At 41.3% G+C, this 18417-nt stretch carries 12 protein-coding genes; 2 read left to right on the top strand and 10 right to left on the bottom strand.

Annotation, left to right across the window (positions count from 1 at the left end; genetic code table 11):
* Window positions 1-75: 75 nt before the first annotated feature.
* From leuB to recG, 5 genes are all read right to left on the bottom strand, one after another.
* Window positions 76-1131 (bottom strand): 3-isopropylmalate dehydrogenase, encoded by a 1056-nt coding sequence (leuB, locus tag ACKWB9_RS05775; RefSeq protein ID WP_414002049.1) that lies wholly within the window; start codon window positions 1129-1131, stop codon window positions 76-78.
* Between the two features lie 100 nt (window positions 1132-1231).
* The gene (locus ACKWB9_RS05770; RefSeq protein WP_414002048.1) at window positions 1232-2755 is read right to left on the bottom strand and encodes an alpha-isopropylmalate synthase regulatory domain-containing protein; all 1524 of its coding nucleotides are present in this window, start codon (window positions 2753-2755) and stop codon (window positions 1232-1234) included.
* A gap of 75 nt (window positions 2756-2830) precedes the next feature.
* A complete protein-coding gene (gene leuD / locus ACKWB9_RS05765) occupies window positions 2831-3427 on the bottom strand; it encodes a 3-isopropylmalate dehydratase small subunit (RefSeq protein WP_414002047.1) in 597 nt (198 codons plus the stop codon).
* Window positions 3428-3457: 30 nt separating this feature from the next.
* Window positions 3458-4873 carry a 3-isopropylmalate dehydratase large subunit gene (gene leuC / locus ACKWB9_RS05760; RefSeq protein ID WP_414002046.1) on the bottom strand — a complete coding sequence of 472 codons (1416 nt, stop codon included), beginning with the start codon at window positions 4871-4873 and terminating at the stop codon, window positions 3458-3460.
* Between the two features lie 206 nt (window positions 4874-5079).
* Window positions 5080-7185 (bottom strand): ATP-dependent DNA helicase RecG, encoded by a 2106-nt coding sequence (recG, locus tag ACKWB9_RS05755; protein WP_414002045.1) that lies wholly within the window; start codon window positions 7183-7185, stop codon window positions 5080-5082.
* 81 nt (window positions 7186-7266) lie between these two features.
* On the opposite strand from recG, the gene ACKWB9_RS05750 reads away from it, so the two are divergent.
* Both ACKWB9_RS05750 and ACKWB9_RS05745 read left to right on the top strand, forming a co-directional pair.
* Window positions 7267-9351, top strand: coding sequence for a M1 family metallopeptidase (locus ACKWB9_RS05750; RefSeq protein WP_414002044.1), 2085 nt, complete (start codon window positions 7267-7269; stop codon window positions 9349-9351).
* Window positions 9348-10262 (top strand): patatin-like phospholipase family protein, encoded by a 915-nt coding sequence (locus ACKWB9_RS05745; protein WP_414002043.1) that lies wholly within the window; start codon window positions 9348-9350, stop codon window positions 10260-10262. Before ACKWB9_RS05750 ends, ACKWB9_RS05745 begins: the two co-directional genes overlap by 4 nt.
* A 105-nt stretch (window positions 10263-10367) precedes the next feature.
* Here ACKWB9_RS05745 and ACKWB9_RS05740 read toward each other — a convergent pair whose 3' ends face one another.
* The 5 genes from ACKWB9_RS05740 to ACKWB9_RS05720 form a co-directional block, all read right to left on the bottom strand.
* Window positions 10368-10886, bottom strand: coding sequence for a DUF7935 family protein (locus tag ACKWB9_RS05740; RefSeq protein ID WP_414002042.1), 519 nt, complete (start codon window positions 10884-10886; stop codon window positions 10368-10370).
* A gap of 97 nt (window positions 10887-10983) precedes the next feature.
* Entirely contained in the window at window positions 10984-11754 is a 771-nt protein-coding gene (locus ACKWB9_RS05735; RefSeq protein ID WP_414002041.1) for an OmpA family protein, read from the bottom strand.
* A 182-nt stretch (window positions 11755-11936) separates the two neighbouring features.
* Window positions 11937-15008: a T9SS type B sorting domain-containing protein gene (locus ACKWB9_RS05730; protein WP_414002040.1), complete on the bottom strand. Its 3072-nt coding sequence runs from the start codon at window positions 15006-15008 to the stop codon at window positions 11937-11939.
* A 188-nt stretch (window positions 15009-15196) separates the two neighbouring features.
* Entirely contained in the window at window positions 15197-16777 is a 1581-nt protein-coding gene (locus tag ACKWB9_RS05725) for an FMN-binding glutamate synthase family protein (RefSeq protein ID WP_414002039.1), read from the bottom strand.
* A gap of 168 nt (window positions 16778-16945) precedes the next feature.
* Window positions 16946-18220: an amidohydrolase gene (locus ACKWB9_RS05720; protein ID WP_414002038.1), complete on the bottom strand. Its 1275-nt coding sequence runs from the start codon at window positions 18218-18220 to the stop codon at window positions 16946-16948.
* Window positions 18221-18417: the final 197 nt, after the last annotated feature.

The following is an 18417-nucleotide window of genomic DNA, read 5'->3' as shown; positions in this document are numbered from 1 at the left end:
AACCAAGTTCAGCGGCTTTTTGTTATTTTGATATTAACTCCCCTTTATAGAGTGAAAGGGAAAGCGGGTGGGATTTTATATATGCTTTGCCAACCAATCCCCGACTTCACTGGTTTTATAAGCTTTGCCACCTTCTGCCAAGTCTTCGGTAACAATGCCTTCAGCCAAAGATTTGTTAACAACGTCACGTATAACTTGGGCTTCATCCATTAAATTAAGGTCTTCGAATAACATGGCAGCGGAAAGAACCGTTGCCAAGGGGTTGGCTATATCTTTGCCCGCTGCTTGGGGGTAGGAACCGTGTATGGGTTCGTAAAGGGAAACGGTACTCCCAACGGATGAGGAAGGCATTAATCCCATGGATCCCGAGATAACGGAAGCTTCATCCGTTAATATATCCCCAAAAAGGTTGGCCGTAATCATTACATCGTAAGCACTGGGCCATTGTACCAATCGCATGGCAACGGCATCAACAAATTCATAGGAAACTTCAACGTCTGGATATTCCTTTTCCATGGCCTGTACGGTCTCTCTCCATAAACGGGAAGATTCCAGTACGTTGGCCTTATCCACGCAGCACAATTTTTTGGAACGTTTCAGGGCCATTTCAAACCCTTTTCTTGCCAAACGTTCTATTTCAAAACGTTGATAGGTCATGGTATCAAAAGCCGTATTTCCATTATCTTTTCGGTCGCGCTCACCAAAATAGACACCTCCCGTTAATTCCCGTAAAATAATCAGGTCCGTACCTTCGATTCGTTCCCTTTTCAAAGGGGATTTATCAATTAAGGAAGGGAAGGTAAATGTTGGTCTTACGTTGGCAAAAAGACCAAGTTTTTGTCGCATTTTTAATAATCCCTGTTCCGGACGTACTTTTGCGGACGGGTCATTATCAAAACGAGGGTGGCCTATGGCCCCGAATAGCACGGCATCTGCATTTGCACATATTTCATGGGTTTCATCTGGATAAGGCTCTCCAACGGCATCAATGGCAGCAGCCCCTGTCAATGCCGGCTTCCATGTTATTTCATGCTCGTATTTTGTAGCAATGGCATTACAAACTTTTACGGCTTGATCTATTACTTCCGGTCCTATACCGTCTCCGGCTAAAAGGGCTATGTTTAATTTCATATTTTTAATCACTTTTCGCTAATCGCCATTCGCTTAGCACTATTGTTAGTTGATTTAATTCCGGCAATTGCGCAAGGCGATAAGCGCACGGCCTATATTTTTATATCATATTCAACATTTTCTCTGTCGCTTTGATAGCGGACACCGTCTGATCGGAATCCAAACCTCTGGAAGTAAATTCCTTTCCATCGGCCTCCCAGGTTATTATGGTTTCACAGAGCGCATCGGAATTACTTCCGGGTGGAATACGTACAATATAATCCACCAATTTAGGTAGGGCTATTTTTTTGGATTCATATACTTTTCTCAAAGCATTCATAAAGGCATCGTATTGTCCGTCTCCCTGGGCATTGGCCTCATGGAGCTTTCCATCGATTTCGACCGAAAGGGTAGTGGAAGGCATTAACCCTTTGGCATGGGTAAGTACATAGGATTTTACAAATACCTTTTGTTTGTGGGTATCCGTATCCAATACGTCTGAAATAATAAAAGGAAGGTCGTCTTTGGTCACCCGCTCTTTTTTATCACCGAGCTCTATAATTCTGGCCGTAACTTTTTTGAGTTCCTCATTGTTTAAGGTGAGTCCCAATTCCTGCAAATTTTTTTGGATATTTGCCTTCCCGGACATTTTTCCTAAGGCATATTTACGCTTACGCCCAAATCTTTCCGGTAATATGTTGTTGAAATACAGATTTTTCTTATTGTCTCCATCTGCATGTATTCCTGCCGTTTGTGTAAAAACATTATCTCCCACAATGGGCTTGTTCGGGGGAATGCCGAAACCGGTAAAGGCGGAAACCAATTTACTTACTTTATAAAGCGAGGGTTCATTGATGCCGATTTCAACATCGGTCAGAAAATCATTGATGACGGCCACGGCACTGGCCATAGGTGCGTTGCCTGCCCGCTCTCCCATACCATTAACGGTTAGATGTAATCCGTGACAACCCGCTTTGACCGCTTCCATAACATTGGAGACTCCCAAGTCATAGTCATTGTGTCCATGAAAATCGAAATGTAAGTCTGGGTAACGTTTTACAATTTCCGAAATAAACTCGTAAGTTTCGGTATAGGTCAGAATGCCCAGGGTATCCGGTAATAAAATACGTTTTATAGGCTGGGTGGACAGAAAATCAAGGAATTGAAACACATATTCCTTGGAGTTTCGCATTCCGTTGCTCCAATCCTCCAGATAGACATTGTTGATAATGCCTTTTTCGGTCGCCGTTTTAAAAACATCCGCAATTTCCGTAAAATGTTGTTGGGATGTTTTTTTGAGTTGGTGCTTTAAATGGTTCAAAGAACCTTTGGTCAGCAGGTTTTGGGATTTTGCGCCTGCTTTTTCCATCCATTTAAGAGAAACGCCTCCATCTACAAAAGTCAATACTTCAATGCGTTCCAAATAATCTTTTTCCGCTGCCCAATCCGTAATCTGTTGCACTGCTTTCAATTCTCCTTCGGAAACCCGGGCAGAGGCAACTTCAATACGATCCACTTGTAATTCCTCTAACAGTAATTTTGCCAAAGTAAGTTTTTCGGACGCAGAAAATGATACCCCTGAGGTTTGTTCACCATCCCTAAGGGTGGTATCCATTATTTCCAACTTTCTTTTTTGTGTTCCCATTTGGAAAAATGAGGCTGCAAATTACATCCTCTCCTTATCACCCTTTATAAAGGGAGAATTCGTTACGAATTTGTTTTATAGTGGTGTGTTTTTGGCAAAGGATTGGATATCTTCCTTAATATTCAACAAGTAGTCAATATCGTCAAAACCGTTCGTCATATTGTTCTTTTTATAGTCGTTAATGTCAAACGACTCGCTTTCGCCCGTCACCACTAAAGTTATTTTTTGTTCTGGCAGATTTATTTCCAGTTCGGTATTTGGATCGGCCTCTATTGCGGTAAAGATCTTTTGAAGAAATTCTGCACTCACCTGTACCGGCAATACACCAATATTTAAGCAATTACCTCTAAAAATATCGGCAAAAAAGCTGGAAACCACACATCTGAAACCATAATCGTAAACGGCCCATGCGGCATGCTCACGAGAGGAACCGGAACCAAAGTTTTTACCACCTACCAAAATTTTACCACGGTAAACGGGATTGTTCAATACAAAATCTTCTTTAGGCGTATTATCTTGATTATATCGCCAATCCCTAAATAAATTGTCGCCAAAACCCTTACGCTCCGTAGCTTTTAAGAAACGTGCGGGAATAATTTGATCCGTATCCACATTTTCTATAGGCAATGGAACTGCTGTTGATGTTAGTATATTGAATTTATCGTATGCCATTTTCTCTTAGTTATGCGTTATTAGTTAGCGTTAAGCCGTTTCAAGCTCCATAAGTTCCCGGGGATCGGTTACTTTTCCGGTAACGGCGGCGGCGGCGGCCACTAACGGACTTGCCAATAATGTTCTGGACCCGGGACCTTGTCTTCCTTCAAAATTCCGGTTAGAGGTGCTCACTGCCAGTTTTCCGGGAGGAATTTTGTCTTCGTTCATGGCCAGACATGCGGAACATCCGGGTTCACGAAGTTCAAATCCGGCATCGGTCAAAATATCCAATAGCCCTTCTTCTTTAATTGCCTTTTCCACTTTATGGGAACCCGGAACCAACCAAGCGGTTACATTATCCGCTTTTTTCCTTCCTTTCACTATGGAGGTAAAAGCCCTAAAATCTTCAATTCTACCATTGGTGCAACTTCCCAGGAAAACAAAATCAATGGATTTGCCCATCATACTTTCACCTTCATTGAAATCCATATACTTAAGGGATTTTTGATATGTGGAAGCACCACCTTGTACCGAACTTGCTTTGGGGATATCATTTGAAATTCCCATACCCATACCAGGATTGGTACCATACGTGATCATGGGCTCTATTAAAGAACCATCAAAGGTCAATTCTTTGTCAAACACGGCATCATCATCTGTGTACAATGTTTGCCAGTAATCCATAGCTTTATCCCAATTGGCTTCTTTGGGCGTAAATTCGCGGCCTTTGATATATTCAAAGGTTTTCTCGTCCGGTGCGATCATCCCGCCACGGGCACCCATTTCAATACTCAGATTACAAACGGTCATACGGCCTTCCATGGACATATTCCTGAATATCTCACCGGCATATTCCACAAAATAACCGGTAGCGCCGGAAGTGGTTAACTTGGATATAATAAAAAGAGCGACATCTTTGGGCGTTACCCCATTGGCCAAGGACCCATTAATATTAATGCGCATTCTTTTAGGTTTTGGCTGCATAATGCATTGGGTGGCCAATACCATTTCTACCTCAGAAGTTCCTATACCGAATGCAATGGCACCAAAAGCCCCATGTGTGGAGGTATGTGAATCTCCACAGACAATGGTTGCCCCGGGCTGTGTAATTCCATATTCGGGCCCCACTACGTGTACGATCCCGTTTTTCTCATGGCCCAATCCCCAATACGAGATTCCATGGGCTTTTGAATTTTCTTCCAATGCTTTAAGCTGATTAGCGGATAAAGGATCTTGGACCGGTAAATGTTGGTTTATGGTCGGGGTATTGTGATCCGCCGTAGCAAAAGTACGCTGGTTGTACAGCACGCCAATACCTCTGTTCTTTAGCCCCAAAAAAGCTACCGGACTTGTTACTTCATGTATCATATGACGGTCTATGAACAATACGTCCGGACCGTTTTTTATTTGATGTACTACATGGGAATCCCACACTTTATCAAACAAGGTTTTTCTTGAACTCATAATCTTCATATTCTAACGTACAAAGCTACGGAATGTATTGTTTTTTGGAAATAATTGCCGATGTAAATTACGATGTTCAACAAAGTGCTTCCGCTTTGTGAGAAAACCATAGGATTCCTTGGGTTTTAGTAGATGATCATGGGAAAGGGCCGTCAGATTTCCCTGAACCGAGGATGGGGTCTTGAGAAAATATTTATGGATTTTTATTAGCTGATATAATTCCAGATGTTCTTGTATTTGATCAGTTGTGCATAGGCATGCCTCATGGCTAAATTTTCAGGTTTTTCCAGGGAAGGATCGTCTTTTAAAAGCTGCATGGCATAGTACCTGGCCGATTTTAAAATTTCATTATCCTTTACAATATCCGCGATCTTAAGGTTTAAGATACCACTTTGTTGGGTGCCCATAATATCTCCCGGCCCCCGTAGTTTTAGATCCACTTCCGCAATTTCAAACCCGTCGTTGGTACGTACCATGGTTTCCAAACGGGTCTTGGCCTCATTGGATAGTTTATGGCTTGTCATCAAAATACAAAAACTTTGATCGGCACCGCGGCCTACTCGCCCTCGCAACTGATGCAATTGGGACAGCCCAAAACGTTCTGCGCTTTCAATGATCATAACGGAGGCGTTGGGTACGTTTACACCTACTTCGATTACCGTAGTGGCCACCATAATTTGTGTTTTTCCGGAAACAAATCGTTCCATCTCATAATCCTTATCCGGAGGTTTCATCTTACCGTGTACGATGGATATTTGGAATTCTGGTTGGGGAAAGTCACGGGCAATACTTTCATAACCATCCATTAAATCCTTATAATCCAGTGCTTCGGATTCTTGGATGAGCGGATAAACAATATAGATTTGCCGTCCTTTTTTGATTTCATCTCTAATAAACCCGAATACCTTTAAACGATTGCCATCATATCTATGGACGGTCTTAATGGGCTTTCGTCCTGGTGGAAGTTCATCGATGACCGAAATATCCAAATCCCCGTACAAACTCATGGCCAGGGTTCTTGGGATGGGCGTCGCGGTCATGACCAATATATGGGGGGGATAGTCATTCTTGTGCCAGAGTTTAGATCGTTGTGCCACTCCAAACCTGTGTTGTTCGTCAATGATGGCCAGTCCTAAATTTTTAAACTTTACCTTATCCTCCAAAAGGGCATGGGTGCCGATCAAAATATGCAATGTTCCATCCTCCAATTGTTCGTGAATAGGTTTTCGTGCCGATTTTTTAACGGAACCTGTCAATAATTTGCAGCTTACCCCGGTACCTTCCAGTAATTTTGAAATACCTTGATAATGTTGGTTGGCCAGGATTTCCGTAGGTGCCATAAGGCAGGCTTGAAAACTGTTGTCCATGGCCAATAGCATGGTCATAACGGCAACAATGGTTTTTCCCGATCCTACATCGCCCTGTAATAAACGGTTCATTTGGGCATTGCTTCCCAAGTCCGCCCGTATTTCTTTAATGACCCGTTTTTGTGCGCCCGTTAATTCAAAAGGCAGATGGTTTGCATAAAAGGCATTAAAAAGTGTACCTACCTGATCAAAGTTAAATCCTTTTATTTTTTGTTTGTGCAGCATGTTTTTGGCAATAAGCTGCAATTGAATATAGAACAGTTCCTCAAATTTGAGTCGAAACCGTGCTTTTGCCAGCAGTTCCTGGTTTTTGGGAAAATGTATGTTAAAAAGAGACTCGTTTTTAGGGAGTAATTTCAATTCATACGATAATTTGTCGGATAGGGTTTCTTGGAACTTCCCCTTGGTCTCCAAAAAAAGTTGTTGCATCAATTTGCCGATGACCCTATTGGTAATTCCCTTATTGCCCAGTTTTTCGGTCGATGGATAAACGGGCTGCATACCCACTTTTAAATTTTTTTCATGTTCCGTAAGAAGCTCCATTTCCGGATGGGGCATGGAAAACATGCCGCTATACCAATTCGTCCGCCCAAAAACTACGTAAGGTATATTGAGTTTTAAATTTTCCCTGATCCATTTTTGACTCCGGAACCAAACCAATTCCATTTCTCCGGTATCGTCCACGAACTTGGCTACGAGCCGTGATCCCCTTTTCTGTGCTACGGTCTTTAAATGGACTATCTTTCCGATTACCTGTACATCCGCATTGCTCTTTTGCAGTTCATTGATTTTGTGGTATTTGGTCTTATCTATATATCTATTTGGAAAGAGATTGAGTAAATCTTGATATACATGAATACCCAATTCCGATTGCAAGGTTTCCGCCCTATTAGGGCCAACACCTTTTAAATATGCTATTGGAGTTTGAAGGAAACCGGGATTCATTTGACTAAATTAGAACTTAAGACCTTGACCTGCAATAAACGAAAAGCCTAAATTTGGCCTAAGATCTGTATTGTCTTATTTATGGTAAGAATTGTGTTTCTTTTTTTTATTTTGGGTTTTTTGGGCCATGCACAACATCAGGATAAAGTGGATTTTAAACGTGCTACGGTAATGGTTACACCAAGTTTTCAGGAAAAAAGCATTAGTGGAACCGTATGCTATGAATTTGATGTACTGGCGAATATAGATTCCATTTTTTTGGATGCGAGATATATGGATTTCTCAAAGGTCAAAATCGATGGAAAAAAAATAAAGTTTCAATATGATAACAGAAAGATTGTTTTAAAACGGAATTTTAAAAAAGGACGATCCCATAAGCTACAATTGGAATATCGTTGTACCCCAAAGCAAACCGTTTATTTTGTTGAAGAGGATGATGAAGCGGCAGGAAACGAGCAGATCTGGACGCAGGGCCAGGGGAAATATACAAGTCACTGGTTGCCCAGTTTTGATGATATGAACGAGAAAGTGGAATTTGACCTGAGCATTCAGGCGCGTAGATCAAAAAGATCGGTTACCAATGGTAAACTTGTTGGTTTTACTAAAGGACCCGTTGGAGGCCCTATATTTATGTACGATATGAAGCGGCCAATGAGCAGCTACCTGCTGGCTTTCGTCATTGGTAATTATGATATACAAGAACGGGTTTCCAAAAGTGGGATTCCCATTGAAAATTACTATTACCCCAAAGACAGTGCAAAAGTTGAACCTACTTATCGTCATACCAAAGAGATCTTTGATTTTTTGGAAACCGAAATAGGGGTTCCTTATCCCTGGCAGAACTACAAACAGGTTCCGGTACACGATTTTTTGTACGCCGGCATGGAAAACACTACGGCCACTATTTTTTCGGATAGTTATATGATAGATTCCACTGCTTTTGCGGATAAGAATTATGTAAATGTGAATGCCCATGAATTGGCACACCAGTGGTTTGGTAATTTAGTAACGGAAAAAAACGGGGCATACCATTGGTTGCATGAAGGTTTTGCAACGTATTATGCATATTTGGCGGAAAAGGAAACTTTTGGCGAAGACCATTTTTACTGGAAATTGTATAATTCCGCCAAAGCCTTGCAACGTAGGTCGGAAAGGGGAGAGGGGCAACGCCTTTTAGACCCTAGGGCAAACAGTCTTACCTTTTATGAAAAAGGAGCTTTGGCGTTATTTATGCTTCAGGATTTGGTGGGTGGGGCTAATTTTAAGGTGGGTATTAAGACCTACCTCGATACCCATCGATTTAAAAATGTAACGGTCCCTGATTTTTTACAGGCTATGGAACGTGCGAGTACTAAAGACCTGTCCAGTTTTAAAAAACAATGGTTGGAAAACGATCGGTTTCCATGGGAATCCGTTAAGGAAAAACTAAAGAAAGAATCAAGATCCTTGCGCCTGTTGTTTGAAATGGAAGCCGAATTGCAACAGCAGCAAAATGATACCATAGATTATGAAACGTATTGGAATGCAACGACTTCCGTTCATTTGAAGCGGGATATCATTGAAAAATACCATAAGTTATTGCCCAAAACGATTATTGATAAGGCATTTGAAACGGATACCGTTCAAATTCGTCAGGCTCTATCCATAAGTTTGGATTCCATTACCACAGGTATAAAATCACGGTTTGAATCACTTTTGAGGGACAAAAGTTATGTTACCCAAGAAAACACGTTGTTAAAGTTATGGTTGAATTTTCCCCATGAACAAAATAGGTATTTGGATGCGACCAAAACCATTGTTGGTCTTCCCAATAAAAATGTGAGATTGTTGTGGTTAACTTTGGCCCTGGTGACCCCGGATTATGACCAAGACCAAAAACAGGCTTATCTTGAAGAATTAATGGGATATACCCGATCGATCCATAACCCGGAGGTTCGAAAAACAGCATTTCAGTATCTTTCGGAAATCCGGGCAGTGCAGGGCAATGCACTGATGGAATTGATAAAAACAACAAACCATCATTCCTGGCAGTTTCGGAACTTTGCCCGGCAATTGTTGGATGCCCAACTGAAAATTAAATCGCAAAAAACCCATATCTTAAATATTGCAAAGCAACTAAAAATGGATGATTTACGTTATCTTAAAACTAAAATTGATTTACCATGAGGGCATTGGTCATTTCTGGAGGTGGGAGCAAGGGAGCCTTTGCAGGTGGTGTCGCACAGTTCCTAATAGAAGAATCCGGTAAAAAATACGATCTTTTTGTAGGCACTTCCACAGGCAGTCTTTTGATTTCCCATCTGGCTCTTGAAAAGCTGGATAAAATCAAGAACATTTATTCCAACGTCAATCAGAAAAGTATATTTAATAATTGCCCTTTTGTAATAAAGAAAAAATATGGAATAGATGAGATTTCTATCAATCATTGGAACGTTCTCAAAAATTTCATCTCGGGAAAAAAGACCTTTGGGGAAAGCGAGAACCTTAGAAAACTAATTCGGAACAGTGTCACTATAGAAGAATTTAACGAGCTCAAAAAAAGTACTAAGGACGTTGTTGTTACGGTATCCAATTTAACCTTGAATCAGGTAGAATATAAATCGATCAACGATTGTACTTATGATGAGTTCTGTGATTGGATCTGGATATCGTCCAATTACACCCCGTTTATGAGCTTGGTGCGTAAAAATGGGTGTGAATATGCCGATGGGGGTCTGGGAAGTATCGTTCCCATTGAGGAAGCCGTTAAAAGGGGCGCCACGGAAATAGATGTGATCGTATTGCATACCGAGGTAAATTACTTAAACCGAATGCCTTCCAGAAATCCTTTTGAACTTATTACCACCATGATGAGTTTTATTTTGGACCGCATAGAATTTCAGAATATCCGGATCGGAAAATTGGTGGCCAATCAAAAAAATGCCATTATCAACCTCTTTTATACCCCGACTATTCTCACTACCAATTCCTTGGTATTCGATAAGGCCAAGATGACCCTTTGGTGGAAACGGGGTTATTTATATGCCAAAAATAAAAATGAGGAAACCAATCCTATTGAACCTAATGAGCATGAGTGAAATATTGGTGTTCAATCGGCAGTAGCAGTGTCCAGTTGGTAGTTTGGAAATTGACCAATTTACGAACGATTTTTTGTTTGTATTTGATATTTGATTTCGAATTTATTACCACAATTCCCCGACTTCTTTTTTTACATAAGAAAGTGCGGTGGCAGAAGGGGATGCCTTTTCCATGGTTTCGTTAAGGATATCCTCCCGTAGCTTATCCGCCGAATCCGTATCGCTCATGGCCGCTTTACGGATCATCTGTATGGTGGCGCTTTTGGCCGCTTTGATAATATTCCAACATTCATCCGTCATATAGATTTGTTGCGTTAGATTATGGTCAAATTCCGTTTCTATGGTTTTGGTCAATAGGTTTTCGTAGGCCGTTTTATCCTTTGATTTTGGAGCAACACGCACGACCAAGCTAGGAATAGCGATCCGTTCTAAAAACAATACCATGCGTTCATAAGCCTGTAAACGAACGGGAAGTGTATCTTTTTGGGAATCTTTATGCAATAAAAAACGTCTGCGCCCTTCCTCATTATTGGTATGCATCCTAAAAAAATAAAAAGCAATGGCTCCGGTGACAATAGAAGGTAATAGATAAGCAAAAAGTTGAAAAATTTGATCTGAACTCATTCGTAGTAGTTTAGCGTGTTCGGTTATAGATTTATGCTACTAAAACGACCAATTTCTTCAATTATTATAATGGTTGATCGGTGAAATACATATTTTTTTAATTCCTTATGTCATCCTTGGCCTTGGTGTAAAACGCTTTATAATCTGGATGAATTTTTACCTGTAACGATTCTTTAAACCCACCATCCGAGCCTTTGGCGGTTATTCTGCTTCCATTGATGCCATGTGCTTTAATAAGTGTGGCCGCAACCGTTCCTGCTTGGCCAAGGGCTACGTCCAATTCTCCCGTAATATTCATCCCCTCAACGGTGATTAAAGCATTGGGATTGGCGTTTAAGACCTTCGCCAGATTGGTCAACCATATTTTTGAGGGTTCCAGTAAATCGGTTCCCAATCCATCCGCAAAAAAGAAATCCAATTTTTCGGATACGATGACCACTCCGTCCGCAACGCTTACTTTTGTATTTTCCCCCAACGTTTGCTTGGCATTGGTCAAAATAGTTACGGCCGTTGAATCATTACCCGCAACAGCGTTTACAATACCCTTTAATTGTGCTTCCTTTCGTTCCAGAGCAGCTAGGGTCTTATTGATATTTTTAGAGTTTTGGCTAGAAAGTGCCGCAAAATTATTTAGGTTTTTAAGTAGGGTAGCGTTTGCGTCCTGAAGTTCCGTAACCTGTTTTTGCAATTCTACGGACTTTAATTCCGCTATCTTTTCACCTTGTTGCGCATTGGAAATTACCTTTCTTATGGAGTCTAATTGAAATTTGAGGTTCTGATTTTGCGTAATCAATTCACTTTTCTTTTGTGAATGTAATACGTTGCCGATAGAAAGAATAATGCAGACAATTGGTATGATATGCTTCATTTAATCCGTATAATTGGTTATTTTAAGAAAGACAAAAATAGAATTCTTCTCCAAATATACGTAATCCCAAATACCCTTTACCTTGGATAAGATACCATTTTTTTGATATGCTATTCATGACGATTTATTCCAAGGAATTTATAAACTATTGAAGCATATATAATAACGGTATGGATTACTGATTAACGTATTAAGCTAAAATGTCCTTTAAATATACGCACCTTGCCGTTTTGATCAATGAACCTTCCTACAAACCAGTAATCCGATGCCGGTAATCTTGCATTATTGTAGGTACCGTTCCAACCAATGCCTTTGGGATCCAGTGAAACCAATAACTTTCCGTATCTATCAAAAATACGAATGCTTGAAGATGGTGAAACGTTATCGTTAACCCCCTTCGCTTGCCAAGTATCATTATAACCGTCATTGTTAGGGGTGAAAAATTTAGGGAATCCCAGTACGTTAATTTCCAGCTCGGAGACACCGCATCCGTTTTTGTCCCGAACATATAAGGTATGTGTTCCAGCAATGACATTATTGAAAAAAGGTTCATCTTGATACGGTCCAAAGAAGGAATCCAACGCAAATTCATAATCACCGGGTCCCAGTCTATTATTTTCCGTATGAATGGTTATGGTATTGTTCTCTGAAAAATCCTTAATGGAAATATCGGTGTCATTTATTTCGGCCACACCAGATGCTACAACGTTAAATATTGAAGGAAAGGAGTCACAACCAAAACTTGATGTTGCTATTACGGTATAGACACCCGCTGACGTTATATTAACGGTCGGGTCATTGCCTATAACGGTTCCATTTTCATCTGTCCATTCATAGGTATATGTACCTTCTGGATTAAAAGTCCGTAACGTAATGGGAGAACCGTCAATACAGTAGACGGCCGTTGGTGCTACTTCAAACACCGGTTTAGGATATACCGTCAATATTAAGTGACCCCCTATTCCAAAACAATCACCCGTGTCATTTTCGACCCTTATGTATAGCGTTTGTGAAAAGGGTACTTCATTGCTATAATTTGTTTGATCTATTATTTCATTCTGCTCCAATTGTGCATCGGAAAGATTCCGATAATAATGGACACTTAGGTTTTGCCCTGTTGGAAATTGTGCTATAAATTGATTGGAAGCTTGTGTAAGGTCAAATGTCCGATATCCATCTATCGTATCATCATCACAATCTGCAAGTTCCTGTGTATAACCTATAGGGAAGGACGTTGTGGACACTTCCAAATTTATGGTAGCCACCCTATGGCAGCCGTTAGCATTTTCTATACGTGCAAATACCGTATTTCCCATAGCATTATTATATGGGACGGGGGATATGGCGGTACCGTTATTTGTATCCGCATCACTGAACGAGGAATGATAAGTAATCGTAAAGTTTCCGTTATTGTTCGTAATTAAATCATTTGCTTCGTTCAAATTGTAATCTGTAAAACCGTCCGGAACACCGTCTTCATCACAGTTTTTGAACACTATGGGGGATCGGACCACAGGAAGTTCCATGACCTCAACGTCAAAAGTAACATCGGTATGGCATACCGGATCGAGATTATTGGATATCCGAACATAAATAGTCTGTCTACCTACAACTGTATTTACAAAGGCATTAGGGGTAGGGATACGATCGGTATAGGTGGCTTCCGTAAAATAACCGAAACTATAATCGGAGGCGGACTTTCCATTTAAAAGGATCGTTTCATTTTGTGTGAGGTCAAATGTTTCCGATCCGTTGGTATCGTTTCCGTCAATGAATAAATTATCGCACTGTCTCAGATTAGGTATATCTATGGGTAATGGAGGTGTTACGGTCTCGAAGATATTCACTTGTACAGGTAGTCTGGGAAAACTCTCGCACCCGTTTATGGTCTGTGTGGCATAGTATGTTGCAGTGGCCAATACATCGGAAGTGGGTAAGGGAGTTCCATCTGCGTCCGATGCGTACCATTTTATATCGGTTCCCACAATGGTCAAATCTGCGATTGTTCCGTTATCAATATCGCAAAATGTCTGTAGCGTATTTGTACTTACAAGCATGTCGGTAGGGCCAACCGTTAGACCGGCAATATTGGAAGTGCTTATGCAACCAGAGGGTCGGGTCACCAATACCCTATAATTACGACCGGTATATGCCACGGGAGGATTTACAATGGTTAAGGCGTCCGTACCTGAACCGCTATAAACGCCCCCATCTATAATATCGGAAAAAATACCATTGCCAACATCTTCTTGCCATTGATATGTTAAACCATTGCCCGTTGTTTCTACGGTAAACACCGCATCGTCTGGAGAGCAAATGGCTAAGGTTGCTGGTTGTTGGGTTATGGTCCGTGAAAAGCTTGCTCCGTATTTGATGGATAAGTAATCTACTATTTGCGATGTTTCACAGGTTGTCAATAGCCTATTGTACACGATAAATTCGGCTAGATAAAAATCCCCGGCACCATCATCCCCGTCCCAACCAATGTTTAATGAAGGCTGTTGATCGGAGGGATCCGTGGTATCCGTAAAAGTGGTAACTATATTACTTCCAAATCGTACTAAAGAGGCATTGTTGGGACCAGAATTGACTCCTCCACTTACTTCGCCATCATATACAATGGACAATAAGTGCGTTCTGTTTGCCACGGCGGAGCCGGCAATTACAGCACCCCGATCTCCGGGTCCCAATCCGGCAATACCATCGTTAACGGTATCTCCAAAATCAGAATGACGTAGATAGAAGAACCGATCCCAATTGAGATTGTCTATTCCCCAAAGTGCATTATCGGTATTAGAGATATCCCTTTGCCGATAAACGACAAAAACGGAAATATCCGGATTTGCATTGGGCCTTATATCCAGATTGGCTATATTATATATGTCTCCTGAGGTGGGATTGTTACTGGCAAACTCCATTACGGGCCGGCCATTGATCTGTAATGCGGGAAGGGACCTAAAAGATGCGGGACCCTGTCCGTTCAAGACGGTTGCATTATTATTTAAACCGGATTTGTCCCGCCAGATGTCAATAGTGCTTCCATCTGGAGGAGTTGTGCCATTTCCGTTTGGATCACCGGCATCCAACCACAGTTGTACATCCGCAATATCCGTGGGAGCGTTTATGGATTGCGCATAGCTATTATTGGTTGGGATAAACAAAAGACCTAAAAGAAATAATATAGGGCAATGTGCTTTACTGCGAATCTGGGGGAAGATTTTCATTATGGCCATAGGCTCTTTTAATAAAGCCACCCTTAAATTTAAAGCGACCTTTTTTAGGAAATTATAACGACATGGTTTCAAATATATGTTTTGAAACCGGAACCGGAATTCTTGCCCTAAAATAAGACAGTATATTAAAAGAGGCTACAAAAGGTCGTTTTTTTGCACTTCTTCTGGATATTATGCCAATGAAACAACCATTTTGCCCTAATATTCCATTAAACTTTGCTTTCTTTCTGTTTACCCAATGAACCCAAATACATACAATCTTTTATTTCCTGAACCCCGTTAAAGTCAACTTTCATTTTATGGTAACCATAGATAGAGGCCAGACTTCTGTTCAAATCGTTATCGTCCACATTTACCTGAATATCGTCCATGGTAAATTGGCACGGATGTTCATAACCTGCAGCATGGGTGATTTCTAAAAATTCTTTTCTGAAAGTTCTAAAATACTGGGCCAAACGAGCAGATTTTAAGGGGATATTGATACCGTTTTGAAGCCATTTTTTTTGCGTAGCGATTCCTGTTGGACATCTGTTCGTGTGACATACTTGGGCCTGAATACAACCAATGCTCATCATGGCCTCCCTGGCTACATTTATACAGTCAACGCCCATAGCAAATGCCATAGCGGCTTTGGCCGGGAAACCAAGCTTGCCACTTCCTACAAAAACGATTCTATCCGTTAACTTTCGATCTAAAAATACTTTGTACAAGCTTGAGAATCCATAGACCCAGGGCAGTGACACATGATCCGCAAAACTTGGCGGTGCCGCTCCAGTTCCACCTTCGCCACCATCAATGGTTATAAAATCCGGTCCCTTGCCGGTTTTGACCATAAGATCGGCAAGCTCCTCCCATTGGTCCAATTTACCAATGGCCCCTTTTATACCTACTGGAAGTCCGGTCTCTTCGGCAATATTTTCGATCAATTTCAATAGTTCGGGAATGGAACTAAATGCCCTATGTGTGACAGGGGAGAGGACATCTTTTCCTATTTCCACACCTCTTATTTCCGCAAGTTCGGGGGTAATCTTGGCACCAGGTAATACACCGCCTTTTCCCGGTTTTGCACCTTGTGATAATTTTATTTCAATAGCTTTGATACAAGGGTTTTCCGCTGTTAATTTTTTCATCTTTTCCATAGAAAAATCCCCATTTGCCGTTCTTACCCCAAAATATCCCGTACCAAAATGAAAAATAACGTCCCCGCCCTGTTTATGATAGGGCGAAAGTCCACCCTCACCGGTATTATGATAGGCCCCTGCTTTGGCAACGCCCTTGTTCATGGCTTCTACGGCAGTTGCCGATAAGGAACCAAAACTCATAGCGGAAACATTGATAATACTTGCCGGCCTGTATGGTCTTTTACGCTGGTTATAGGCTCCCATGACCTTGGCACACGGTAAAAAGCAAGGATCTTCCTGATTGGGGTGATCATTGTTCATAGTAAAGGCCATCATACTGTTTTTGATAAAAACATGCTGATGTGCATATAGATCTCTGTCCGATCCAAAACCTTCGTAATTATTTTCCTTTTTGGCGGAAGCATATATCCATCCGCGTTCTATTCTGTTAAAAGGAAGTTCTTCCCTGTTGTTCGCCACAAAATATTGGCGCATTTCCGGGCCTATACTTTCCAACCAATACCGTAAATGCCCAACTATGGGAAAATTGTGCTTTATGGTATGCCGTTTTTGAATAAATACATCCCAAAAGGCCACCAGGGCAAAAAAGATAAGGATATAGGCCCACCAAGGAACAGTGTTCAATGAGTTTAAAATGGTATCAGTCATAAATATTCATGTTCAAAAAAATAGAATCAAATAAAGTTTGAAAAATTCCTAGAGGTTCCTCCGATTTTTATTTTTGCCAACTGCCAACTGCCAACTGCCAACTGCCAACTGCCAACTGCCAACTGCCAACTGCCAACTGCCAACTGCCAACTGCCAACTGTTCATTGTTCACTGTTCAAGGTAATCCAAGCTCATTTCCGTTAACGTCCTTACACCAAGAAGGAGTCCGCTATCATCAATTTTAAAATCAGGGGTATGGTGTGGAAAAGAGTCGGTATTTCCCGGGGTCATTCCTCCCAGAAAAAAGAAAAACCCGGGAGCTTCTTTTTGAAAATAGGAGAAATCCTCTGCACCCGTAACGGCTTTTTGGGTTTGGACATTTGCAACACCCGCCACACGCTGTATTGTTGGCAGCATTTGATGCACCAAATCGGGGTCGTTATAGGTGATTTCCGTCATGTCCTTTATCTCACAGGTAGCTTCGCCACCATATGCCTTGGCAATAGTAGATACCATTTCTACCATTCTTTTGTTCAATTTCTCCTTCATATCATAATCCAAGGTACGAACGGTGCCGATCATTTCAGCATCTTCGGGAATGATATTAAACCGATTGCCGCTTTTAATTTTACCGACTGTAATTACTGCCGCCTCATTGGTCAATTTGGTTTCCCTGCTTATGATCGTTTGTAGTCCATCAATAATTTTTGCACTGATCAATATGGGATCTACACCGGACCATGGTTGTGAACCGTGACTCTGTTTTCCTTTCACTTTTATTACGAAACGCTGAGCTGCGGCCATAGTCCCCCCAGATTTATAGCGAATAATACCAACGGGCGTTTGTGAATTGATGTGTAGTCCAAAAATGGCATCTACCTTTGGGTTTTCCATCACCCCTTCCTTTACCATTAAAAGAGCACCGCCTTCCTCGCCCGGTGGAGGGCCCTCTTCTGAAGGTTGAAAAATAAATTTTACCGTACCGTTTATCTTATCCTTGTTTTTGGAAAGCACTTCTGCCACACCCATGAGTATGGCCGTATGTGTGTCATGGCCGCATGCATGCATTACCCCGACTTTTTCTCCCAAAAATTCCGAGGTCACGGTAGACTTAAAAGAGAGGTCGTTCCGTTCCGTGACGGGAAGGGCATCGATATCGGCACGTAGGGCCACTACTTTTCCCGGGTTATCACCTTTTAGCAATCCCACGACTCCGGTATGTGCTACACCGGTCCGTACCGCTATTCCCAATGATCTTAAATGTTTTGCGATTTTTTCCGCCGTTCTGAATTCCCGATTCCCTAATTCCGGGTGCTGATGGATATCCCTTCTCCAATCAATGACCTTGTTCTCAATTTTTGCATAATCTTTTTCCAGGTCGGAATCTTGGGCATTGCCTACCAATGAGATACCTAAAGTTGTGAGCAGTAATAATTTTTTCATCTTTAAACAGGATATGTTCTTTTAAATTTAGGCGTAAATCAATAATAAACATTTCAGTAAAGCCAACTTATTTTGTTTTGATCTATTTTTCGTTGTTCGTCTGTAATCCTAAAATTACGAATAGGGTATGCGCAAAAGGTTAAATATATTCAAATTGGAAGAAAATATCGCCTATTGTTTATAATTCTAAAAAATAG

Source organism: Maribacter spongiae (assembly GCF_047345125.1).
GTDB lineage: Bacteria > Bacteroidota > Bacteroidia > Flavobacteriales > Flavobacteriaceae > Maribacter.
Note: the sequence above shows the minus strand (reverse complement) of the source record. Positions and strands in the feature narration are given on the sequence as shown.